We start from the raw sequence: 23249 nt of genomic DNA on the forward strand, positions 1-23249 counted from the left end.
TTTATAAATATTATTTTGATCAAACTTTTTTACAAACCTACATAATTTTGTCCACATTGTTGATAAAAAATAATCAGCAATGTGGATTGTTTTTTGCAAATAAACTCGTTCAAATAGAAAGAAGTCATTTAAAAAACAGAAAAAATGAATTCATTCCTTGGCCATACAAAAAATAATATTTAAGTTTTTTTGACCTTCACTGGTTATGGTTAGTGATCTTGAATTAGGATTTTGGCAAATCCATTCTTTTTCTAGAAAAAGTAGGTATAAGGCATTTCCTAAACTTCCAGATAAGTGATACTGTCTTTCGCTCCAATCTATACAAGAGGTACAAAAGTTTCTTTTTTTACATTTTAAACTATTGATATCAACACCTAAGTCATTAAAAAAACTTTCCCCTTCTAATGTTAAAGTTAATTCTGAATTTCCATCTAGTATATATTTTTTCTCTATTAAGAAGCTAAAAATTTGTACACCTAGTTCACCAGCAATATGGTCGTAACAGGTTCTGGATTGTTTTAATTTTTTCATTTCACTATTTTGATTAAAAGATTTAATTTCTTTTCCAGGAGAAATAGACATAAAGCTTTCTATAATGGTTGCTATTTCTTTTTTCTTTAATCGATAATATTTAAATCGACCAGTTTTATTTGATTCTACCCAATCTAACTCTAAAAATTTAGCCAAATGATATGAAGTAGTATTAGGTTTTACTTTAGCATATTTAGAAATTTCATTTACTGTATGAAATCTACCGTCCATTAGAACTGTTAATATATCTACCCTAGATTGATCTGCTAAAATTTTTGCTGCTTTGATAATATCTGGTACTCCTGATGACATAAGTATCCCTCCTTGTGAGTTTATTATAATATGTCAATATATCAATAACCATAGATATATTTAGAATATATAATAGTTTTTATAGAGTTAGTAGAGGAGGAGGAAGGATGAAAAATCAGAGTACAATAGTTTTACCATATGCTTGGGATGCAATGAGTGCTAGAATTTTTGAGCGAAAAGGATTTGGATATATTGCTACAACTAGTGCAGGTATTGCATTATCCCGTGGGTATGAAGATGGAGAGAAAATTCCTGTAGATGATATGTTAGAGACGGTGAAAAATATTATAAATGCTGTAGAAATTCCTGTTATTGTTGATATTGAATCAGGTTATGGTGATTCTGTTGAGAAAGTATTAGAAATAGTGAAAACACTTATTTCATTTGGAGCAGCAGGAATTAATATTGAAGATGGAAGTAATAAATTAGAGCAACCATTACACAGTGTTGAATTTCAAGTAGAAAAAATTAAAGCAATAAGAAAGTATGTTAATCAGCAAAATATGCCATTTATCATAAATGGTAGAACAGATGTTTATTGGCTAGGAATCAATGATTATAAAGAAGCATTAAATCGATCTATTTTATATTATGAAGCAGGGGCAGATAATATATTTATTCCAGGTGTTTCAGCTTATGAATTGATTTTAAAATTAAAGAAAGATTTACCTTGTCCATTAAATATTTTAGTGACAGAAAAAACACCTTCATTAGATGAGTTATCTAATATAGGAGTGGAAGTATTAAGCTTAGGTTCAGCACAATATAGAGCAACTGTTTCTAATTTAGAAAATACTTGCGACGATATATTAAATCATCAAAATTTTAAAACAGTTACAGAAGAAGTTATTTCTTATAATGCTATTTCGAACTATGTAAAGGCAGGTAAATAAAAAATGATTAATGAAGAACAGAGAGAAAGCAAGGCGTTTGGTCGGGTATTCTCTCTGTTTTGTTTTCACAAAGGGAGGAAAGATTGACCTAAAAGTGGTACACATACTTAGATATTAATTATATTAAATGATATAATAGATTAAGAATTATTTACTGAATATTACATAATAACCAAAGAAGAGGTAATGCGGAATAATGAATTTTTTAGTAATATCTTTAATTTTAGTTTATAAGTGAATTGAAGATATTAAAAGTGAACTATTTAAATAGTAGTTAATTCACAATTTAATTAAACTTCGTCGTAGTCGTAGAATAATGCGAAGTAACAACACTTTTGATACCATATAAATAAATAGGAATTTGCTGAGTGTATGAAAACTAGAAAGCTAATTTTATTTATGTGATAAAGAGCCATAAATATCAAGATGTAAAGTCATGTTGCGAAAATGTAAAGTTGATGTGGTAGCCTTTAAAAAGGCTTTATAGTACAATAAAGTCACAAGATCAAGGGAGGATTTCATATGAAGTTATCAGATAAGATAGTTGAACTCAGAAAGTCCAATGGAATGTCACAAGAGGAACTGTCAGAAAAACTGAATGTATCCAGGCAGGCTATCTCACGTTGGGAAATGGGTTCAGCATTGCCAGATACAACAAACATTTTACAAATCAGCAAGCTGTTTGGTGTCACTACTGATTATTTGTTAAATGATGATTACAAGAGTGATAATGATTTACCAAAAATTAAAGAGATAAAAGAGGATAACATCAAACAGATTTTGATATACTTAGTAATTCTTGAGATTATGATTTTATTGATGCAATTCATGACTACTTACATTTTGCAAAATGTTTTCTTTGGATTATTGAGCTTTATCCCATTTATAGCCCTTATTGGTGGCTTTGAATATGCCTACCAGAAAGGAACAAGTGAAGTGAATAAAACGACTGCTTTATTTCGTAAGCGTTTCTATAAAATATCCACTTGGTTAGGATTATATTTTCCAATCAGGTTTTTAATAACAATATTGATGAGCTTCTATCATCGTCCTTACAACACTCTTGTATTAGAGTGTATTGTGTTGAGTATCTACATGGGAGTATCAATGTTTTTTACATTATCTATTGAAGAGCATTACCTGTTGAAAGAAAAAATAAAATAGCCTTTTGATAGAAATATATAAATTCCAATTTGTAGAGTAGATTTGATGAACAATATTCTAATTTACTGAAGCAACTATTAACTATGCATCTTTGTAAGAAAGGTCTACATAATTTTATATTGCTGGGAGATGGTAATCTGACTACTCATGGATTCAGAATAAGGGATGAAATTATGTATAATGTAGATTATGTTTACTATGAGCCTGAAGAATATAACTGCATTTTCATTAATGATGATTTTATTGAGGAAATAATTCATAACTATTTGGAGGACTTCAAAAACATGGAAACTTATGCTCACAGCACAAATGACTCAGGGTGGGGTCTTAATTATTGTGGGGTAACTCTTATTCTGCCAAAGTATCTTCAAAAATTTAGTGATATTATTACAAGTGCAAATAATCAGTATAAATCACAAGAACTTGAATTGTTGATAAATATGATATCTGAAGCAATGAGGGAAAATAAATTTTTAATTCATTACGGAATATGATCCTTATTCTTATTTAAGATTGCGTTAATCATAATTTTAAAGTTAGTTTAATCTCATATAAAATAGCATAATAAGAATTTGTTAAGGAGAGGCTTTGAGTGAAGAATTGTATATTTTGTTCAATAGAAAATGATTTGGAGCAGAAGGTAGTTATTAGTAATAGATATTGTATATTTTTACAGAAGCCACAAGAAGTATTAATTGGTTCAGGAGTAATAGTTCCTAAACATCATCGAGAAACTGTTTTTGATTTAACTGAAGATGAATGGATTGCAACATTTGAGCTATTACATGAAGTTAAGAGATTTCTAGATAGTAAGTATAAACCTCAAGGATATAATGTTGGATGGAATGTTGGAAATGTAGGTGGTCAGGAAATATTTCATGCACATCTTCATGTAATTCCTAGATATAAAGATGAACCATTATCAGGAAAAGGTATTAGGTATTGGCTTAAACAACCAAATAATAAAAGAAATATAGGTGAAAAGTAAGATATTGCGTATTAAAAGGAGAGGATTTAATGAAGAAAATTAGAGCAATCTATATCGGTGATGTTAGATTTGAACAATGTCCAGTTTTTGAACTGAATGGGGAGACAAACTGTTTTGAAATGCTAGTTGATAAAGAATTTACATATGAAAAAGAGTGTGTTGAAGAAGATAGTGATTTTTTAATTTTTGAAGTGGAAAATGATATGACAACATTAATTAAGCGTTAATACATATTTTTCTTATTTGCCGATGTGTAATTAAGAATAGAAAGGAACATACCTATGAATAGAATTCAAACATTTGATAAAGCAGTGAAAAAATTAGATAGTAATGATTATATAATAGAAAAGGGAAGAAGAAATGATATAGATGAGCTAGAAGTTTTATATGATAATCTAAATGACTATTTAGAATTAGGTACGAATTATCCAGGTTGGTTAAAGGGGGTTTATCCAATTAGAGAAACGGCTGTTAATGGAATTCAAAATAATAATTTATTTGTATTAAAAATAAATAATGAAATAGCAGGCTCTGTAATACTAAATCACGAACCTGAAATTGCATACGGCCAAGTAACTTGGGGAATTGAAGTAGACTATAAAGATATTATTGTAATACATACTCTTGTTGTTCATCCAAAGTATATGAACAATGGTGTTGGGAAAAAATTAATGGATTTTTCAAGAAAATATAGTATAGAGCAAGAAATAAAAGCAATTCGGTTAGATGTTTCCATTCATAATACACCTGCAATCTCATTGTATGAAAAGTGTGGATATAAACATGTAGGAACTGTTGATTTAGGCTTGAATATTCCAGAGTTGGTTTGGTTCAAACTGTATGAAAAGGTTTTATAGAATAGTAAAGGTAAGAGTTACATAAGAAACCTTAACTACTATGAGTTTAATTAAATATTAGGAGTGAATAGAATGGACATGGAGTCAGTTTTATTATTGTCAGTTCTTTTGTTTTTTATTATTTATTTTGCTATTACGTTAGCAATTAAACCATTATTGAATGAACAAGTAAAAACCATTATAGATGAACAAGATTTTGGTTTAGTTAAGTTGCGAGATATATCGGTTTTAAGTTCTACTGAACTTGAAGAGGTAATTAAACTATATCAGAAAAAAGGTGTGAAAAAAGAAGAGTATGAGGAATATAGAAGATATGCAAAGATTTTATATGACTTGAAGGAAATGGACTATTTTACCTATAAAGAGTATTTAAGTAGAATGAATAAACTCAAAAAACATTTCAAAATTGAATCGTATTTATAAATGAACAAAGCATAAAACATTGGTTGTTAACATTAATCCACGTTGTCGATAAAAAATTTTTGGAGGGAATTCATTATGAAATTAATTTCAAAATATGGTTGGTCAATAGTTCCTGAAGATAATAGTTTTTTATATTATGATATGAATAATGGAGGGGAGCAAATAGGTTATTTTAAATGTTTATTTGATAATATTGTTAATATAGATGAGGATACTTATTCTAGATGCAAATATGGCGTAGGCTATAAGAATATATTGAAGTATTTTAAAAATGATGTGGTGGGACCAAGTTCTGTAAAATTAGAAGATGGTTCAATTATTGTTACAGAATATATAGACTCGTATATTCATAAGTTTGATAGAAATGGTAATTTAGTATGGATCAATGAATCAACGGGTGACTATAACAATATATACAGTATAGCATATCAGAAAGACTTTCTTTGGTGTGTATATCCTACGGTTAATATGATAAAAAAATTTTCCCTAAATACTTTCAGAGAAGAAAAATCAATAGGAGAAATAATAAATGGACCTTTTAATTTCCCAGAGTTTGCAATAGCATATGGAGACAGTTTGTATGTGTGTGACATGGGAAATTGTAGGATTTGCATAATAGATTTGAATACAAATGAGGTAACAGAATATCTTAAATTCAATGAGCCTACGTGGGAATATTATCAGATTAATGGAAAAGAAATTGTTAGGTTACAATCAGGAATTTATATTTTAGATTAATTAATTGAACAAAGGAGAAATAAAATATGAACGATACAGCTATTTGGGCTATTATAATGGGACTAGTAGCATTAATGATAGGTATATCGAGCAATGTTAGCCAATTGCGAAATGATATTACACGCATGAATATAACCTTAGATAAGATTGCTGAACAAATTGGAGTGCCTAATACAGTTAAAGAGACTACAGATATTGAATTAAAAAACCTTATTTCAGAGGGCAAAAGGATCAAAGCAATTAAAAGATATAGAATGGTTACTGGCGTTGGCTTAAAAGAAGCCAAAGAATATGTTGATTCTTTAATGGAACAGGAACTTAAATAGGTGCATTTAATGCCTTACATAATCCTTGGACGGAGCGCAGTAAGCACTGAATTCCTTTCAAGGATTGTTTGTCTATATAGGGAAAGGGGTTATAGAGTAAGTAATGATTATTAGCATTTAATAATAAGTATTGACTGCATTGGGTTTGTTTGTTAGGGCATAGTTAGCAAGATATATGGGTGTATAATTTTTTATAAAAAATCCACATTGTTCATTATTATTTATAGACAATGTGGATTTTTATTTTTAAAATTAAAAAATTTTCAGAATAGTATTGAAAAGTTATGGAAAATGATATAAGATTATTATATAAATAAAGACCATATAAAGACATGTCTTATTATAAGTGTTATAGAGGTGATTAAATTGAAAATTGATGAAAGTTTATACATAGAAGGTATAAGAATAGTAGAAGTAAATATTCTATATGCCATACCTTTTCAGATAAGCGGTGGAATAAGCCATAGTAGAAAGTCTCTTATAATTGAACTTCTATCTCAGGGTTTAGTGGCATATGGTGAATCAGCACCCTTTGAGGCACCTTTTTACTCTTCAGAGACTATTTCGTCTGCTAAGTCTATGCTTACTGAATGGATTATTCCGAAAATATTAGGGAAAAAGTTTGAAACTATAAAAGAATTTAATGAAGAGATTAATAATGGTATAAGAGGTAATAATTTTGCTAAAGCAGGGGTAGAGACTGCATACTGGGATCTGGTTGCTAAAAAGAATAATATTTCTTTAAAAAAGCTCATAGAATATAAATTAAGAGAAATGGGAACTAAGGAAGATTATTTAAAAAATAAAGATTATATTTACTCTGGAGTATCTATAGGTATACCTGACGATAATAATTATGTTACTCTTGAAAATTGGGTAGAAAAATACTTAGAAGAAGGTTACAAACGTGTAAAGATAAAAATTAGGCCAGGTTGGGACATAAAACCTATTGAGTTAACAAGAAAAATAGTAGGGGATGACTTTATTTTATGGCCGGATGCTAATGCATCTTTTGATTTTGAAGAACATAGAGAGGTTTTGAAGAAAATGGATTTATATAATTGCAATTTTATTGAACAACCTCTCCATCATGATGATATATTAGAACACCACAGTCTCAGCAAATATATAAATACTCCCATATGTTTTGATGAATCATTAAAGTCTGAAAGGGTTGCTAAACAGATTATTGAACTCAACTTTCCTAGTATATGGAATATAAAAATACAAAGAGTTGGTGGACTATATGAAGCATTAAAAATATACAGCTTAGCATCAAAGTATGGAGTAGAAGTTTGGGGTGGAACTATGCCTGAAAGTGGTATTGGTGGTGCAAGCATATTAGCATTATCTACTTTTGAAGGATTTAAGTATCCTGCTTGTATAGAGCCTAGCAGTAGATGGTATGGAAAAGGAAAAGATATTAAGGAATTAATTATGGATAGCAATGGAAGGATAGAATTAAAAGAAGAAATTGGTATAGGAGAAATAAATATAGAAAATTACAAGAAGTATGGATCGCTTTTATATGAAATCTATGTTTAAGTATAAGTATCATATAATCTATGCTATTATAAATAGCGTAAGATTGTTATTTTAATGGAGGTATTTATATGAGACTCGGAATAATAGGGCCAGAAGATCTTGTTGCTAAAAGTGTTGAGATAAGCAATAAATATAAATCTATAGATGTAGTTGAAATTCCATATGAAAATGAGAGTGACACCATATCTAAGGTAAGAGAATGGGAAAATGAAGTAGATTCATTTTTATTTACTGGATTTTTACCTTATTATCATGCTACAACAAATAATGTAACATCAAAACAGCTTTTCTATTATCCAATATTAGGTTCAGCACTATATACAGTTTTGCTTAAAATAAAGATGGATAACAATATAAATATATCAAACATAAGCATAGATACACTTAATAAATCTGAGATAGAAGAAGTATTTAAAGAAATAGACATACCTTACGAAGGATTGTGCGTTAATGATAGAGAATTGGATGATTATTCAAGGGATCAATATATTGATTTTCACTTGAAATTGTATAAAAGTGGGAGAACAGAAGCTGCAGTTACCTCAATTAATTCAGTTTATTTAGCCTTAATAAAGAAAGGTATACCTGCTTTTAAAATTACTCCAACATCCTTTGCTATGAATGAGACTTTTAAACTTATTGAATCTGCACGTGAAACTTACGTAGCTCAAAATAATCAAATCATACTTATCATAATAGATATTAAAGATTATAGTTTGAATACTACTAAACCATCATCTTTAGATATGAGAGAAAAAAAATTATCGTTACATCAAGAACTTTTAAATTATAGCAGAATATATAAAGCTTCTGTTTTTTCATCTGCTGATGAAAATGAGTTCATTGTACTAATAACGAAGGGTATCTTTCAAGAGTATACAAATTCCTATGAAAATATACCTATGATACATGAAATAAAAGAAAAGTTTTCAATGTCTATAAACATGGGGATAGGTATGGGAGTTAGTGCACTTGAGGCAGAAGAAAACGCTAGAGCTGCTTTAAGCTTATCCAAAGGAGAAAGTGAATTTGGTGCTTATGTAATAAATCAAGATAAAGTAGTATATGGTCCTATAGGTGCCGATGGAAGAATGGAATATATTTTAAAAAGTAACGATGAAACCTTAATAGGGTGGATGAATAAGACAGGAATAAGTATTGCCAATATTAGCCTTATACAAAATCTTATATCTAAACTTCAAACTGATTGTATAACCCCAAGTGACATACAGAAAGGGTTAAATATTACATTACGCTCTGCCAATAGAATAATGAATAAGCTTGTAATGGCAGGAGCGGCAGAAGATATAGGTATAGAGCAACCTGTAGGAAGAGGACGTCCTAGACATGTGTATAAAATAGATTTTTCAAAAGACAAACTTTTATAATTAAATACATAAAATTCTCTATTTGCTAATTCTAAAGTAAATAGAGAATTAAAAACATATTTCTAATAAATGTTCTTTATTAATATCTAATATAAAATTAAAGACATAATAAAGAAATGTCTTAAAAGGAGGAGTTAAAATGTTCGACTTTACTAAAGTGCAGGGAAAAATTAATAAAAGCATAATACCAGCAGTACCAATTCCCTTTAATAAAGATGGCTCTATAAACACATTTTCCCAAGAAAGTTATGTAGCATGGATGAACAATCAACCCATAAGTGCAGTTGCTCTTTGGGCACATACAGGAAGAGGACTTTTTATTAGTAAGGAACAAAGAGAATATATTTTTAGAAGCTATAGAGAAGGACTTAGTAGGGAAAAAATGATACTATGTGGCGTAGGTGCATTAGCTAACGACAAAATTAGTGATGAAGAATATATGGATAAGGCATATTTCATGGCACTCCATGCTAAAGAATTAGGAGCAGATATGCTTCTACCATATGCACCTACATTATTTAGAGGAAGAGAAGACCAGGACGAAAAAATAATTAAATACCATAAAAAAATAGCACAATTAGGAGTTCCCATGATTCTATTTTTCCTATATGAGGAAGCAGGAGGAATAACTTATTCTAAAGAAGTGTTAAAAGAATTGTTTAAAATTAAAAATGTTATTGGCATAAAAATGGCTACATTAGATTCTGTTATGACTTATCAGGATATTAGTAATCTTATCTTAAAGGATAGTCCTGAGACCTATTTAATTACAGGGGAAGATAGGATGTTTGGATATACAGTTTCTAGAGGAGCAAAAGGTGCATTAGTAGGACTTGGATCAATATATACAAAACTTCAATATGAAATGATGCAAGCTTACTATGAAGGAGAGTATGAAAAATTTATTGAATTATCTGCTGCTGTGGATAATTTAGCAGAAAACACTTTTTATAAGCCAATGGAAGGGTATATTGAAAGAGTACTCTATATATTAGCTAGAAAAAACATTATTAGTATGGAGGCAGTAAATGATCCTTACGGTCCAGGAATAAGTGTTGAAGAGAAGGCTTTGATAGATGAATGTATTGAAAAGTTAGGAGATATGTAATTTCATTAAGAGGTGATGTTAATTGAAGGATATGTATTTATTAGAAGATAACTTAAACCTTCCGTCTGACATAAAAGAAATGCTAATTAGTGATTATAATAATTTAAATTATGAAGAAAACTCATTGGAAGATTATATTATAGAAAAATATAAACTAGATATAGCAGCTAAATATGGAAATTTAAAAATAAAAAATCCTTTTGGAAAGGCCTCAGGGCAACTTTCTTGTAGTATAAATCAGGTTAAAGCTGATGCAGAAGATGGACTAGGATTTGTAATCTTAAAGACAGTAATATCACAGGATGAAAATGAAAATTCGTCTATGGAGGAATGGAAAGTAAATGCTCCTAAGATGTTGATAGAAGAGATAACTAGTAAAAAGGGAGAAACGGGATATACTGTCACTTGGAAAGGCAGAGGTTGGGACAAGAGTTTTTTAGAGTATACTAAATTACTTAAAGACTCCTACGAAATATATAAAAAATATGAAATGCCTGTTATTCCATCAGTTCAATATCATTTGCCTATGGGACAAGAAGAATTTAAAGAATCTGAGTACAGATATACTACAGAAAAGCTTATAGAAGTTTGGGAAGAAACAGCAAAATATCATAATATACCATTTGCATTAGAACAGGATTTTAGTGCTACTCTATCCGCATTACCTGTTAAGGAAGAAGAAATAATCAGATGGGTTAATGAAGTTCCAAAATTAATTAGAAAGCATATGCCTAATAAGGATAGTCTTCTTGGAATAAAATTACACAATCCACCCTTTCAAGATGAGTTTCAAGTGGAACTTTTAAATACGTTAAATGATAAACATTTTAATAGTGTAGACGTAATTACTTGCTTTAATAGACTTTTTGATGCTGATAGAATTTTTGAGGGTAAAAAAGGAGTAGCCTATGGAGGGTACGATTTAAGTGATAGAAATTTGAGAGTATTAGATAAATTTATACAAGAGAGACATGCAAGTATTCCTATAAGTGCCACTGGAAACATATGCTCTGGAAAAATGATGATAGAATATGCTCTGCGAGGGGCTACTTGTGGACAACTTCATACTTACTTTCAGATACCTTCTCATAATTATAATCTTAAAGAAGGCAGAAGAACTAAGAAGGCTTTACATGAATTGATTTTTAATCCTAGCAATGGATTGGTAGCTTCTATGATATACATAAAGAAGAGATTGGGTATTAGTGATAGGGAAGTTTTTAAGTTTTTAGATCTAGGTGAACTTAAGAATAATATGGATATTAAAGCATTAAAAACAGATTTAAATTAAGGGGGTAGTATCATGGAATCAAAAGAATCAAAGAGTTTTCTTAAATCTATAATTTCACTTATAGGACCAGGGCTTATTACCGCAGCTGTAGTTATGGGACCTGGAAGTATAACTGCTAGCAGTCAGGCTGGAGCTACAATGGGGTATTCTTTACTTTGGGCAGTTGCTCTAGCTGGATTTATGATGATTGTTTTTACTAGAATGGGTTCAACTATAGGTATAATGTCCAAGGATTCATTTCTTGGAACTGTAACAGAAAAGTATGGACGAATAGTTGCTATATTAATAGGTGTTAGTGGATTCTTGATTACTACAGGGTTTCAAACTGGAAATAATATAGGAGTTGGATTGGCTTTTAGTGCTATGTTTGGTGGTTCCGTAGGCATATGGGCTTCTATATTTACTATAATAGCTATGGTGTTCTTATGGTCATCCAGCAGTATATACAATATGCTAGAAAAACTTATGACAGTAATGGTTTTTATTATGATAGTTACTTTCTTCGGAAATTTATTTATGATAAGACCCAATGGAGTTGAACTTGTAAAAGGGTTTATACCCAGTAAACCCGAGGCCTTTGGACTTGTAGTTTCTATTTCAGCTACTACATTTAGTGTTGCAGCAGCGGCTTTTCAAACTTATATAGTGCGTTCAAAAGGATGGACTAAAAATGATTTGTCTGATGGATTAAAGAGTTCCACAATAGGTATAGTAATCTTAGGGTTAATCAGTATGGTTATAATGATTACATCTGCTACAGTTTTAAAACCTGCTGGAATAACTGTTAAAAGCGCAGTGGATATGGCTATGCAACTTGAACCTCTACTTGGACCATTGGCAAAATGGATGTTCTTATTTGGGCTATGGTCTGCTGCTTTCTCATCCTTTATAGTAAATGCTATGATAGGAGGAACTTTTTTAGCTGATGGTCTTGGACTAGGCAAGGAATTAGATAGCAAATGGTCAAAAATATTTGCCTCTGGTGTTATGATTTTAGGTACTCTTGCATCAATATTATTTGGTAAAAACCCAATACAGTTACTTATTTTAGCTCAAGGAACTACTATATTTGGAGTGCCGTTAATTTCCACAGTAATGCTTCTTCTTTCAAACAATAAAGATTTAATGAAAGAATATAAAAATAAAATGTTCATTAACATAGTTTCTGTATTATCTATAGTTTGGTTACTATATTTATCATATAGACAATTGATGTCTTTTTTAAAGTAATATTGTAATTTATAAGATTAAACAATCCACATTGTTGATAAAAAATTATCCGCAATGTGGATTGTTTTATTCAAAATAATAGGTACGTAATTATCGCAGATTTTATTAGTGCCATCAGCGAAAGTAATATCCCTTATAGCTAAATTAATTTAGAATGTAAGCTTGACATTACAATAAGATGTTGCTATATTTGCAATGTAAGGTTAACATTACGGAGGTGGTTATTAGTGAAAAATAGAATAAAAGAATTTCGTGAATCTCTTGGATTAACTCAAGAGCAATTAGGAGAACTTGTAGGGGTGTCAAGACAAGCAATTAATGCTATTGAAACGGAAAAGTTTGAACCATCTATATGGCTGGCTTATGATATTTCTAAGGTATTCCATAGTTCCATAGAAGATATTTTTATTTTTGAAGAAAGTGAAAGAAAATCAAGAGCTCAGCGAAGCAGAGGTGTGGTTTAAATGGCATTAAGGCAAATCAGATTTTTTGATGATGAAATATTAAGAAAAAAGAGCAAAGTAGTTGAAGTAGTAGACGATAAAATAAGGCAAATATTAAATGATATGGCGGATACTATGTATAATACAGAGAATGGTGGAGGACTAGCAGCACCACAGGTAGGTATACTAAAGCGATTGGTTGTAATTGACATGGGGCAAGGACTTATAAAACTAGTTAATCCAAAGATAATTAAACAGGAAGGCAAGCAAGAAGTTGTAGAGGGCTGTTTAAGTATTCCTAATATATGGGGGAAGCTAGAAAGACCTATAAAGGTAATAGTACAAGCATTAAATGAAAATGGAGAGGAAATTATAGTGACAGGCACAGGAGAGTTAGCAAAATGCTTATGTCATGAAATAGACCATTTAGAAGGCATTCTTTTTACTGATTTAGTTACTGAATATATAAAGTAAGATATAAAAATATTTAATAGTTTTGTTGACAAATTTGATTAAGAGGTTTATTATTTAATTAAGCAAATACTTAATTAAAATGCAGGGAGAGTACTTATGGATTACGTAGTTCAAATATTTAAAGCTCTAGGGGATGAGAATAGATTAAAAATACTTATTATACTTTCAAGGAAAAAAATTTGTGCTAAAGGAATAGCTAAGCATCTCAATATTTCAGAAGCAGCAGTTTCTCAGCATTTAAAAATTCTTAGAGAAGTAGGTATTGTTTCTGGAGAAAAGGTTGGGTACCATGTACATTATAAAGTACAAGAATCAGTATTTGTAGAAGTTATAGACTTTATAAATAAAGTTAAAGATAAGGAAATTTTATTAAATTGTAATTTAGGAGAACATATTCCTAGTGATTGCAAAGTAAATTGTAAAGTCAATAAATGTTGCCAAAAAAATATTTAATATAGACGAAAGGGAGAATTTATATGAAGATATGTATTCCAGTGAAAGAAAATAAAGGATTAGATAGTGTTGCATTTAATCATTTTGGTTCAGCGCCATTTTTTCTAATTTACGATTTAGAAAAGGGAGAAATAAAAGTCATTGAAAATGAAGATTTACATCATGCCCATGGAATGTGCCAACCGCTTAAAGCAATTGGTGGAGAAAATGTAGATGCTATTTTAGTAGGTGGTATAGGAGCAGGAGCTTTGACGAAATTAAATAATCAAGGGATAAAGGTATATAGAGTTGAAAATGAAACTGTAGCTAAAAACATAGAGCTTTTAAAAGGAAATAAATTGGAAGAGTTTTCTTCAAATCATAGCTGTAGTAATCATGGCTGCAGTCATTAATTATTAGAATGAAAATCATGGAATAAGTAAAATTTTTTAATTTACTTATCCATGATTTTTTTATGGTTATAGAAATAAAAATAAACTATAATAAGACATATTAGATAAAAAACGAATAAGGCATATAATATTGTAATAAGGAGGATTATAATGAACAAGTTAGAAAGAGCAATTTCATTATTCAATGAAGGATTTAATTGTTGTCAGAGCGTTATAGCTGTGTTCCATGAGGATTTAAAATTTGATAAAGAATTAGTATTAAAAATCTCAAGTGGCTTTGGCGGTGGAATGGGACAAGGAGAAGTTTGCGGAGCTGTAACGGGAGCAATAATGGCTATAGGACTTAAATATGGTAGTAGTGAAGTAAATGATGATAAAAAACAGGAAGTAAAAGATATTATAAATAAATTTAGTGAAGAATTTAAGAAGAGAAACTCTTCAATTATATGTAGAGAATTACTTGAGTGTAATGAAGGGGAAATAAATGGTAAGAAGTGTATTTGTGTTAAAGCTGTAAGAGATGCAGTTGAAATATTGGAGAATGATTTTCACTTTTAAAATATAATATACAACTATGATGGCAGGTGAAGTGAATGAGCATAAAGAAAATAGGTGTTATTTCAGATACGCATGGATTATTAAGAGAAGAATTTATTGAAGCATTAAAAAATGTACAATTGATAATACACGCAGGTGATATTGACAAGGAAGAGGTTTTGGTAGAATTAAATAAGATTTGTCCTGTAGTGGCGGTTCGAGGAAATTGTGATAAGGGTAAACTAAAAGAGCTGTTGCCTTTTTCAGATATAGTGGAATTTCAAGGAAAGTATATTTATGTTATTCACGACATTAATACTTTAGATATCGATCCTGAAGCTGCAGGTATTGATATAGTTGTTTTTGGTCATTCTCATAAAGCTTATGAAGTTGAAAAAGAAAATGTATTATACATAAATCCTGGTGGAGCAGGACCAAAGAGATTTCACTTACCCATCAGTATGGCTATATTGAGCTTTGATGGAGAAGAATGCGGAGTAGAGTTTATATATTTATAAATATAGGATATAATTTGTATATAGGAATACTTTTCAAAGGGAGGTTTAGTGGCATGGTTAAAGATTTATATACTGCTATGAGAGAAAGAAGAAGTATATACGGAATTAGCAAGGAAAAAGTAGTTTCAGAAGAGAGAATTGAGGAAGTGATAGAAGCTGCTGTAAAGCATACTCCATCAGCATTTAATTCTCAAAGTTCAAGAGTTGTTCTTTTATTTGGTGAAAATCATGATAAATTATGGGATATAACAAAAGAGACTTTAAGAAAGGTAGTTCCAGAAGGAAAATTTGACTCTACGGAGAAAAAAATTAATTCATTTAGTGATGGATATGGAACGGTTTTGTTTTTTGATGATGACAGCGTAGTGCAATCACTGCAAGAACAATTTCCTCTTTATAAAGATAATTTTCCAGTTTGGTCCCAGCAGGCTAATGGTATGTTACAATATGCTATATGGACTTCACTAGAAGCAGAGGGACTTGGGGCTTCACTGCAACATTATAATCCACTTATTGATGAGGAAGTTAAAAGTCAGTGGAATATTCCACAGCAATGGAAACTAATTGCTCAAATGCCTTTTGGGAAACCAACAGCGGCACCGGGAGAAAAAAAGTTTTTGCCTTTAGAAGAGCGCTTTAAGATATATAGGTAAACAAAGGAGAAGAAGAAATGAATAATATAAAAAAAGGAATTTCAGGAACTATAAAAGTTAAAAAAGTAAATCATGGATCACATTCACACATTCACGGAGGTAAATATGTGGGTGAAAAGGTTGATGGTAAGATGCATGGAGAAGGTACTTATCTTTACAATGACGGAAGTAAGTATGTAGGTCAATGGAAAAATGATATGATGCATGGGCAAGGTACTCACACTTGGGTAACTGGAGAAAAGTACATAGGAGAATGGGCAGAGGATTTAAAAAATGGCTTTGGTATATATACTTGGTCAGATGGTGAAACTTATGTAGGACAATGGGAAGATGACATAAAGTCTGGTCAGGGTATATACACTTGGTCTAACGGGGAGACCTATACAGGTAGCTGGAAAGATGATCAAAGGCATGGAGAAGGTACTTTTGTTTGGGATGACGGTGGAAAATATATAGGTCAGTGGGTAAATGATGAAAGAGAAGGTAGAGGCATACTTATTGAACCTGATGGAGAAATCTTCATGGGGGAATTTAAGGGAGGACGTTTAGTAAAATAATATAAAAAAATAATAAAAAACTTTCTTGTAGTTTACAAGAAGTTTTTTTTATATGATATAATTTATTTATACTTTTGTGACTTATTATCAATAATATAAATATATTGATAGTAATATATAAAATTACTAAATAACATTTAAATGGTAATAATTATAACAAGATTTTTATATATGGAGGATGAACTATGGATAAAAAAATTAAAGTAGGAATTGTAGGCTATGGTAATATTGGTAAAGGAGTAGAAAAAGCTATTAAACAAAATCCAGATATGGAGCTTGAAGCTATTTTTACAAGAAGGGATGTAAGTGAATTAGACAATAATTCAAAGCTAGTTCATATTTCAAGATTAGAGATTTATAAAGATAAAATTGATGTAATGATATTATGTGGAGGATCTGCTACAGATTTAGCAGAACAAGGGCCTATGTTAGCTTCTCAGTTTAACACTGTTGACAGTTTTGATACTCATGCAAAAATCCCAGAGTATTTTGAAAGAATGAACAGTGTAGCTAAGGAAGGAGAAACGGTGGCACTTATATCTACTGGATGGGATCCAGGGCTATTTTCTTTAAATAGACTTTTAGGTTCAGCTATTTTGCCTGAAGGAAAAGAGTATACTTTCTGGGGAAAAGGTGTAAGCCAAGGTCACTCAGATGCCATAAGAAGAGTTGAGGGAGTAAAGAACGGAATACAGTACACTATTCCAGTTGAGGAAACTTTAGAGAAGGTTAGATGTGGAGAATGCTCCGAATTTACAACAAGAGAAAAACATGAGCGTGTATGCTATGTGGTTGCTAAAGAAGGAGCAGATTTACATAAGATAGAAGAAGACATAAAAACTATGCCTAATTATTTCTCAGACTACAACACAACAGTGAACTTTATATCTGAGGAAGAACTAAAGAAAAATCACTCAGGTATGCCTCATGGTGGGTTCGTTATACGCACAGGTAAAACTGGCGGTGGATTAAATCAATTTATGGAATTTAGTTTAAAATTAGAAAGCAATGCAGAATTTACTTCTAGTGTCATGGTTGCATATGCTAGAGCTGTTTATAAAATGGCGAAGGAAGGAAAAAAAGGAGCAGTTACAGTTTTTGATATTCCTTTTGCATATTTATCTTCTAAAAGCCCAGAGGAATTGAGAAAAGAATTGCTATGAAGAAATTTATTTATAACCTTTTAGTTGTTATAGTTGTAGCTTGTATATTTCAATACACTTGGGAGTATTTCCAATGTGGTAGATTTTATATAATGGGAGATTTAGAGGGTCACGGTAGGCTTATGGCAAGTGCTACTATAGGCGATGTAAATATGAGCATAGTCTTATATATTTTACTAGCCTATTTAAATAAAGACTTGAATTGGATTAGAGGAAAATGGAGTAGACAGGATTTTGTCATAATGATTTTATATGGGTTATTTTTAAGTTTTTACTTTGAAATTAGCGCATTATATAGAGGAAGATGGGGTTACAATGTATTAACCATGCCTTTAGTTCCAACCACACCTATAGGATTGATTCCTGTGCTACAACTAATAATTCTTCTTCCATTAATTTTTTATGTTAGCAAGATTATTATTAATAAAATTAATTAGGGAATGGTTTCATCCATTCCCTATAAATTTAAATTTTAAATTTTATCACTATATTCTCAAGAGTTTTAGCATATTCTTTATTTTTATCTACGTTTTTGCCAACTTCTACTACCTTTTGTACTATCTCTTCATTTTTTTCTACAATGGCGGAAATACCTTTAGTTCCTTCATTCATTGTGGAAGAAACCTCGCCAATAGCCGTTGTGATATTATTCATAGATTCATTAAGCTCATTTATTGATTGTCCTATCATTTCCATTAATTTATTTACTGAATCTGCATCAGTATTATATTGTTGACTTACATTTAAAAACTTCTCATAATCAGCATTTACATTAGACTCAATATAAAAGAGTACTTTTTCAGCATTTCCTGTAATTCCCCTAAAGGAGGAATGAATTACATTTACTATTTCGTGAATCTTGCCAGCAGTTTGTGAAGATTGTTCTGCTAATTTCCTTATTTCTTCAGCTACAACAGCAAAGCCACGACCAGCCTCGCCAGCTCTAGCAGCTTCGATGGAAGCGTTTAAAGCTAATAGATTTGTTTGAGCTGTAATTCCTAAAATAGTATCGGCTAACATGTTTATTTGGTTTATTGCTTTAGCTTGTTCTAGTGCAGTGTCAAAGTCTCTTTTTATATCTACATATATATTTTTTGCATTATTAATTGAGGATATGGTGTCATTTTTTAAGTCCACTGCCCTATGGGTAATTTCCTTTGATAATTTAATACCATCAGTAGATTTTTCATAAATACTTTTTATATTTATTCCTACTTCATCTATGGAAGCATTAATTTCCTCGGAAGAAGCAGCAGTTTCCTCCATGCCAGCAGATAATTCTTCTGTAGTGGCGGAATTATCACTAGTATTATGCTGCACGGATGAAACTAAAGTTTGTATAATTTGAGAACTGTTATTTATATCCTTAGAGGAATCTCGAAGGATTAAAGCTAATTCCTTTAGAGATTTTCTCATATTATCCATAGACTTAGCCATTATTCCAGTTTCGTCCTTATTAATGGATAAGGTGCTATATTCCTTTTTATCGGTAAAATCAAAGTTTGCTGTATCTTCTATAAGCTTTGTAATTTTGCCTATAGGAGAAGATATTCTTCTAGATAAAACATATGCTCCTATAATAGAAAGAACTGAAAGTATTAATCCTATTACTATTGTTGAATATATTAAATTATCTAGAGGAGCTTTAATTTCGGCACTATCTGCAGACATAACAGTTAACCAATTAGTTTGAGGTATTATCGAAAAGGATGCTATCTTATGGCTGCCATTATATTCATAATTAAATATAGGACTTTCAATACTTTCCCCTTTTTTAATCCTAGTTATTAAATCATTTAGAACTTGGTTTTCTGTTGGCTTACCTATAAGTTCTTTATCAGGATGATAAAGAGTCATGCCGTAATTGTCTATGAGATAAGCATAGCTGGATTTAGAACTTTCTATTTTTAAATTAGATAAATGCTTAGTCATAGCATCGCAGAAAACAGGAGAGGCAACCACACCAAGAACTTGTCCGTTTTCCACCACTGGGTAAGTAAAAACAAATATATGCTTTCCAGTAGCTTTAGAAACTAAGGTTTCACTTATATAGGGAATGTTCTGAGATTGAGTTACTTTAACATATTCTCTTTCTCTTAAATCGATACCTATAGTAGTAGGGTCGCTATCTGCTACTATAAATCCTCCTTTACTAACTAGGAAAACATGCTCTAGTTCATCTAACCCCTCAGCATATTGTTTTAAAGCTGCATTAGATTTTTCGGGGGATTTTTCGTCTCCCTTTAGAAATCTTTTGATTTCTAAGTTCGTAGCAACTCCTTTTAGACCCATTTGATATTGTTTAATAATATCAGAGATGTTATTACCTTGATAAACTGAAGAACTAACTAAGCTATCATTAGTTTGTTTGAGAATTATTTTATTTGATATAAAATATGTAATTCCTCCAGTTGCAACAATAGAAATAAGTACTAGTAATACTACATAAACTGTTATTTTTCTTCCGATTTTCATGTCATTCCCCCCATTGTTTACATTTTTTTCACTTTAACGTATTAATAGTATAATAAACAATTAAATCCAATAAATCAACAAAATATTAAGTTATAAAATTAGCGCTTAAAGGAATACTAATTACATAGTAAATCTATAGAGGTGTTTTTATGTGTGACTTAATTAGTTATGGACTAAAGGGAATTGAAACCTATCGCAAAAGGGCTTATTCTCTAGGAAAAAAAGATGAAGATGGGGAAAAAATATTATCAAATATTCAACTAGATGGAAAAAAAGATTCATTACAGCTAATCATGGAAATGGGAAAATTAAATTTAAGATATACTCAACTACTAAATATGGATGGAGAAACACAGGAACAGATAGCCAAAATTACCAATGCTATTATTAAAGATTTAAAAGAAGAAAAAATAAAAAGTTTTTATATAATAGGGGGAAATGAAAAACAAGGGGATGAATATCTTCATAGTCTAGTTACGACTGTTACCGAAGATATAATTATATTAACTTTTGGGGATATTTTAAATAAATATGATAACATATCTAAATTAATAAGATTAGGAGATTTAAGTGGAGTGTACGCCATTGTTAAAATACTGTTAGCTTTAACGGATAGCTTTCATTGTAATATTAATGAATTGCCTATGAGAATGTTTATATATTGGAGAGAACCTGAGGCTCTATGCTCTGCAATGACATTACTATCTATAGGAGCTAAAAATATATATGTGGAACCTAAGCTAAAGGGAATATTAGAAACATAGTAACTTATGTTTTTAATATTCCTTTTTTTATCCGATGATTGCATTTATGGATAAGGATTTCTAAGAACCAAATGGAGTAAAACTCCATCTGGTTCAAGAACTCTGTTTATGATAAAATGATTTAAAACAATTTAAAGGAAGTGATTATATGAATTGGCAAGGAACGTTAAAAGATTTATGGATTAATTATGGTGGAAAGATAGTGGAAATTTCCATTACACTATTTATTGGTTATTGGTTAATCAAATTTATACTGAAGATTACAGATAAGGGATTAAGGAAAAGTAAAATAGATATATCATTACATTCCTTTATTAAGTCTATAATAAATATAGGGCTTAGGGTAGTATTATTTTTGACCATTGCGTCTATGCTAAATATACCAATTGCTACATTTTTAGCGGTGCTTAGTGCTGCTGGATTAGCCATTGGACTTGCACTAAAAGATAGTTTATCTAATTTCGCAGGTGGAATTTTAATATTGTTCTTTAGACCTTTTGGTGTGGGAGACTATATTGAAAGTGGGGGTCACTCAGGTACTGTAAGAGAAATACAGTTATTATATACACATTTAAATACAATAGATAATAAAAAGGTGATAATTCCTAACGGGGATTTAGCTAATGGAAAAATAACAAATTATTCAACAGAGAAGGATAGGAGAATAGATTTAATCTTTAAGATAAGTTATGAAGATAATTTTTTGAAAGTAAAAGAAATACTTAAAGAAATTATATGTAAAAATATTTTAATATACAAAGAACCGGAACCTTTTATAGGATTGCAAGAGCTTGGGGAAAACTCTGTAAATCTAATAATTAAGGTTTGGTGTAGTAACAAAGACTATTGGGATATATATTATTATCTTCAAGAGGAGGTAAAGGTGGCCTTTGATAGAGAAGGGATTTCAATACCTTATAATCAAATGGATATTCACCTAATTAATAAGAAGAATTGACATAAATACAGGGGGTTAAAAATGAATAAGAAAGAAAAACTACTTTATTTAAAAAAGGGGATAAAGCTTGCTATACCTATCGCTATTGGGTACATACCTATAGCGATAACTTTTGGACTAATAACAAAGTCTTCTGGTGTTTCAAATAAAATAGGTATAATTATGTCCTTAATGGTTTTTGCTGGTGCCAGTCAGTTTATTGGGGTAAATCTAATGGCACTTAACTCAGCACCATTAGAAATAATACTAACTACTTTTATTATAAATTTTCGTCATTTTTTAATGTCATCCTCTTTATCACAAAGAATAGATAGTGGTGAGAATAAAAAATTGTTATACTTTATTTCCTTTGGAATTACAGATGAAACCTTTGCAGTGTCATCTCTATTAGAGGAGGAAAGTCTAAACCCATATATGGTTTTGGGGCTTAATTTTACTGCTTATTTGTCTTGGGTTTTTGGGACAATCCTTGGAGTATTACTTGGAAATATAATCCCACAAATTATTCAAAACAGCATGGGTATAGCTCTATATTCTATGTTTATTGGATTAATAGGTCCTTCCATAAAAAAGTCAAAACCTATTTTAATAACCGCTATATTATCTGCAGGAATTAATTTAATCATTGTTTTTGCACCGATATTTTCTTTTTTATCAAAGGGATGGTCTATAATAATTGCTACCATAGTTTCGTCTTTAGTTGGAACCATGTGTTTTAAGGAGGATATAAAATGAGGAATATTATAATAGTAGTATTTATGGCTTTAGTTACATATTTGCCAAGATTGATACCTTTGGTATTTTTAAATAATAAGGAATTACCACCCTTTTGGAGAAGGTTTCTTAAATTTGTTCCCTTTGCGGCACTATCAGCACTAATATTTCCAGATATTTTGTTTAGTACTGGAGACTTCAAGAGTGCATTAATTGGTAGTATAGCTTCAATAGTATTATCATTATTAAATTTGAATGTAGTTTTTGTAGTGTTTGGAGGAATTATGACGGTTTTGCTTTGCTATATTATGTAGATATGCGAAGTTAGATTATAACCTATGATTATAGTTCTAT

At 30.4% G+C, this 23249-nt stretch carries 30 protein-coding genes; 28 read left to right on the forward strand and 2 right to left on the reverse strand.

All coding sequences use genetic code 11. The annotated features are described in order from the left end of the window. Window positions 1-150 precede the first annotated feature (150 nt). The gene (locus tag ABDZ69_RS00380; RefSeq protein WP_343765245.1) at window positions 151-843 is read right to left on the reverse strand and encodes an ArsR/SmtB family transcription factor; all 693 of its coding nucleotides are present in this window, start codon (window positions 841-843) and stop codon (window positions 151-153) included. Window positions 844-950: 107 nt separating this feature from the next. Here ABDZ69_RS00380 and ABDZ69_RS00385 point away from each other — a divergent pair, with 107 nt between their 5' ends. The 24 genes from ABDZ69_RS00385 to ABDZ69_RS00500 all read left to right on the forward strand — a co-directional run bounded on the left by ABDZ69_RS00385 (window position 951) and on the right by ABDZ69_RS00500 (window position 18421). Further along, complete coding sequence (locus ABDZ69_RS00385; protein ID WP_343765247.1) at window positions 951-1736, forward strand: isocitrate lyase/PEP mutase family protein; 786 nt, start codon at window positions 951-953, stop codon at window positions 1734-1736. A 522-nt stretch (window positions 1737-2258) separates the two neighbouring features. Continuing rightward, the gene (locus tag ABDZ69_RS00390; protein ID WP_343765249.1) at window positions 2259-2900 is read left to right on the forward strand and encodes a helix-turn-helix domain-containing protein; all 642 of its coding nucleotides are present in this window, start codon (window positions 2259-2261) and stop codon (window positions 2898-2900) included. 173 nt (window positions 2901-3073) lie between these two features. Beyond that, window positions 3074-3394 carry a hypothetical protein gene (locus ABDZ69_RS00395; RefSeq protein ID WP_343765251.1) on the forward strand — a complete coding sequence of 107 codons (321 nt, stop codon included), beginning with the start codon at window positions 3074-3076 and terminating at the stop codon, window positions 3392-3394. Window positions 3395-3492: 98 nt separating this feature from the next. Further along, window positions 3493-3888 carry an HIT family protein gene (locus tag ABDZ69_RS00400; RefSeq protein WP_343765253.1) on the forward strand — a complete coding sequence of 132 codons (396 nt, stop codon included), beginning with the start codon at window positions 3493-3495 and terminating at the stop codon, window positions 3886-3888. Between the two features lie 29 nt (window positions 3889-3917). Further along, window positions 3918-4115 (forward strand): hypothetical protein, encoded by a 198-nt coding sequence (locus tag ABDZ69_RS00405; RefSeq protein WP_343765255.1) that lies wholly within the window; start codon window positions 3918-3920, stop codon window positions 4113-4115. A 54-nt stretch (window positions 4116-4169) separates the two neighbouring features. Then, on the forward strand, window positions 4170-4745 hold the full coding sequence (locus tag ABDZ69_RS00410) for a GNAT family N-acetyltransferase (protein WP_343765257.1): 576 nt from the start codon (window positions 4170-4172) through the stop codon (window positions 4743-4745). 72 nt (window positions 4746-4817) lie between these two features. Further along, the gene (locus ABDZ69_RS00415; RefSeq protein WP_343765259.1) at window positions 4818-5168 is read left to right on the forward strand and encodes a hypothetical protein; all 351 of its coding nucleotides are present in this window, start codon (window positions 4818-4820) and stop codon (window positions 5166-5168) included. A gap of 75 nt (window positions 5169-5243) precedes the next feature. Then, the gene (locus ABDZ69_RS00420; RefSeq protein WP_343765262.1) at window positions 5244-5906 is read left to right on the forward strand and encodes an NHL repeat-containing protein; all 663 of its coding nucleotides are present in this window, start codon (window positions 5244-5246) and stop codon (window positions 5904-5906) included. Between the two features lie 26 nt (window positions 5907-5932). After that, window positions 5933-6232, forward strand: coding sequence for a ribosomal protein L7/L12 (locus ABDZ69_RS00425; RefSeq protein ID WP_343765265.1), 300 nt, complete (start codon window positions 5933-5935; stop codon window positions 6230-6232). A gap of 366 nt (window positions 6233-6598) precedes the next feature. Continuing rightward, window positions 6599-7777 (forward strand): o-succinylbenzoate synthase, encoded by a 1179-nt coding sequence (menC, locus tag ABDZ69_RS00430; RefSeq protein WP_343765268.1) that lies wholly within the window; start codon window positions 6599-6601, stop codon window positions 7775-7777. A gap of 68 nt (window positions 7778-7845) precedes the next feature. Continuing rightward, entirely contained in the window at window positions 7846-9165 is a 1320-nt protein-coding gene (locus ABDZ69_RS00435) for a DUF3924 family protein (protein ID WP_343765270.1), read from the forward strand. Between the two features lie 139 nt (window positions 9166-9304). Beyond that, window positions 9305-10273 (forward strand): dihydrodipicolinate synthase family protein, encoded by a 969-nt coding sequence (locus tag ABDZ69_RS00440; RefSeq protein ID WP_343765272.1) that lies wholly within the window; start codon window positions 9305-9307, stop codon window positions 10271-10273. 22 nt (window positions 10274-10295) lie between these two features. Continuing rightward, complete coding sequence (locus ABDZ69_RS00445; protein ID WP_343765274.1) at window positions 10296-11564, forward strand: beta/alpha barrel domain-containing protein; 1269 nt, start codon at window positions 10296-10298, stop codon at window positions 11562-11564. 12 nt (window positions 11565-11576) lie between these two features. Beyond that, window positions 11577-12794, forward strand: coding sequence for an NRAMP family divalent metal transporter (locus tag ABDZ69_RS00450; RefSeq protein WP_343765276.1), 1218 nt, complete (start codon window positions 11577-11579; stop codon window positions 12792-12794). 227 nt (window positions 12795-13021) lie between these two features. After that, window positions 13022-13258, forward strand: a complete 237-nt coding sequence (locus tag ABDZ69_RS00455) for a helix-turn-helix transcriptional regulator (protein WP_343765278.1) — start codon at window positions 13022-13024, stop codon at window positions 13256-13258. Further along, window positions 13259-13711, forward strand: coding sequence for a peptide deformylase (gene def / locus ABDZ69_RS00460; RefSeq protein ID WP_343765281.1), 453 nt, complete (start codon window positions 13259-13261; stop codon window positions 13709-13711). 96 nt (window positions 13712-13807) lie between these two features. After that, on the forward strand, window positions 13808-14164 hold the full coding sequence (locus ABDZ69_RS00465) for an ArsR/SmtB family transcription factor (protein WP_343765284.1): 357 nt from the start codon (window positions 13808-13810) through the stop codon (window positions 14162-14164). A gap of 23 nt (window positions 14165-14187) precedes the next feature. Then, the gene (locus ABDZ69_RS00470; RefSeq protein WP_343765287.1) at window positions 14188-14556 is read left to right on the forward strand and encodes a NifB/NifX family molybdenum-iron cluster-binding protein; all 369 of its coding nucleotides are present in this window, start codon (window positions 14188-14190) and stop codon (window positions 14554-14556) included. Between the two features lie 150 nt (window positions 14557-14706). Then, a complete protein-coding gene (locus tag ABDZ69_RS00475; protein ID WP_343765290.1) occupies window positions 14707-15114 on the forward strand; it encodes a C-GCAxxG-C-C family protein in 408 nt (135 codons plus the stop codon). A 35-nt stretch (window positions 15115-15149) separates the two neighbouring features. Next, window positions 15150-15611 carry a metallophosphoesterase family protein gene (locus tag ABDZ69_RS00480; RefSeq protein WP_343765292.1) on the forward strand — a complete coding sequence of 154 codons (462 nt, stop codon included), beginning with the start codon at window positions 15150-15152 and terminating at the stop codon, window positions 15609-15611. A gap of 53 nt (window positions 15612-15664) precedes the next feature. Next, window positions 15665-16264 (forward strand): nitroreductase family protein, encoded by a 600-nt coding sequence (locus ABDZ69_RS00485; protein ID WP_343765293.1) that lies wholly within the window; start codon window positions 15665-15667, stop codon window positions 16262-16264. A gap of 17 nt (window positions 16265-16281) precedes the next feature. Further along, the gene (locus ABDZ69_RS00490; RefSeq protein WP_343765294.1) at window positions 16282-16821 is read left to right on the forward strand and encodes an MORN repeat-containing protein; all 540 of its coding nucleotides are present in this window, start codon (window positions 16282-16284) and stop codon (window positions 16819-16821) included. A 185-nt stretch (window positions 16822-17006) separates the two neighbouring features. Beyond that, window positions 17007-17984: a diaminopimelate dehydrogenase gene (locus ABDZ69_RS00495; protein WP_343765296.1), complete on the forward strand. Its 978-nt coding sequence runs from the start codon at window positions 17007-17009 to the stop codon at window positions 17982-17984. Further along, window positions 17981-18421, forward strand: a complete 441-nt coding sequence (locus tag ABDZ69_RS00500) for a hypothetical protein (RefSeq protein WP_343765298.1) — start codon at window positions 17981-17983, stop codon at window positions 18419-18421. Before ABDZ69_RS00495 ends, ABDZ69_RS00500 begins: the two co-directional genes overlap by 4 nt. 28 nt (window positions 18422-18449) lie before the next feature. Here the strand turns inward: ABDZ69_RS00500 and ABDZ69_RS00505 are convergent, their stop codons facing one another. Further along, window positions 18450-20459, reverse strand: coding sequence for a methyl-accepting chemotaxis protein (locus tag ABDZ69_RS00505; protein WP_343765300.1), 2010 nt, complete (start codon window positions 20457-20459; stop codon window positions 18450-18452). A 149-nt stretch (window positions 20460-20608) separates the two neighbouring features. On the opposite strand from ABDZ69_RS00505, the gene ABDZ69_RS00510 reads away from it, so the two are divergent. The 4 genes from ABDZ69_RS00510 to ABDZ69_RS00525 all read left to right on the forward strand — a co-directional run bounded on the left by ABDZ69_RS00510 (window position 20609) and on the right by ABDZ69_RS00525 (window position 23209). Continuing rightward, complete coding sequence (locus tag ABDZ69_RS00510) at window positions 20609-21223, forward strand: anaerobic carbon-monoxide dehydrogenase catalytic subunit (RefSeq protein ID WP_343765302.1); 615 nt, start codon at window positions 20609-20611, stop codon at window positions 21221-21223. Window positions 21224-21371: 148 nt separating this feature from the next. Continuing rightward, complete coding sequence (locus ABDZ69_RS00515) at window positions 21372-22181, forward strand: mechanosensitive ion channel family protein (RefSeq protein WP_343765304.1); 810 nt, start codon at window positions 21372-21374, stop codon at window positions 22179-22181. 21 nt (window positions 22182-22202) lie between these two features. Continuing rightward, entirely contained in the window at window positions 22203-22916 is a 714-nt protein-coding gene (locus ABDZ69_RS00520; protein ID WP_343765306.1) for an AzlC family ABC transporter permease, read from the forward strand. Next, entirely contained in the window at window positions 22913-23209 is a 297-nt protein-coding gene (locus ABDZ69_RS00525; RefSeq protein ID WP_343765308.1) for an AzlD domain-containing protein, read from the forward strand. Before ABDZ69_RS00520 ends, ABDZ69_RS00525 begins: the two co-directional genes overlap by 4 nt. The last annotated feature ends 40 nt before the right edge of the window (window positions 23210-23249 follow it).

The organism is Clostridium malenominatum (genome assembly GCF_039521365.1).
In the GTDB taxonomy this organism is placed as follows: Bacteria; Bacillota; Clostridia; order Clostridiales; family Clostridiaceae; genus Clostridium_AW; species Clostridium_AW malenominatum.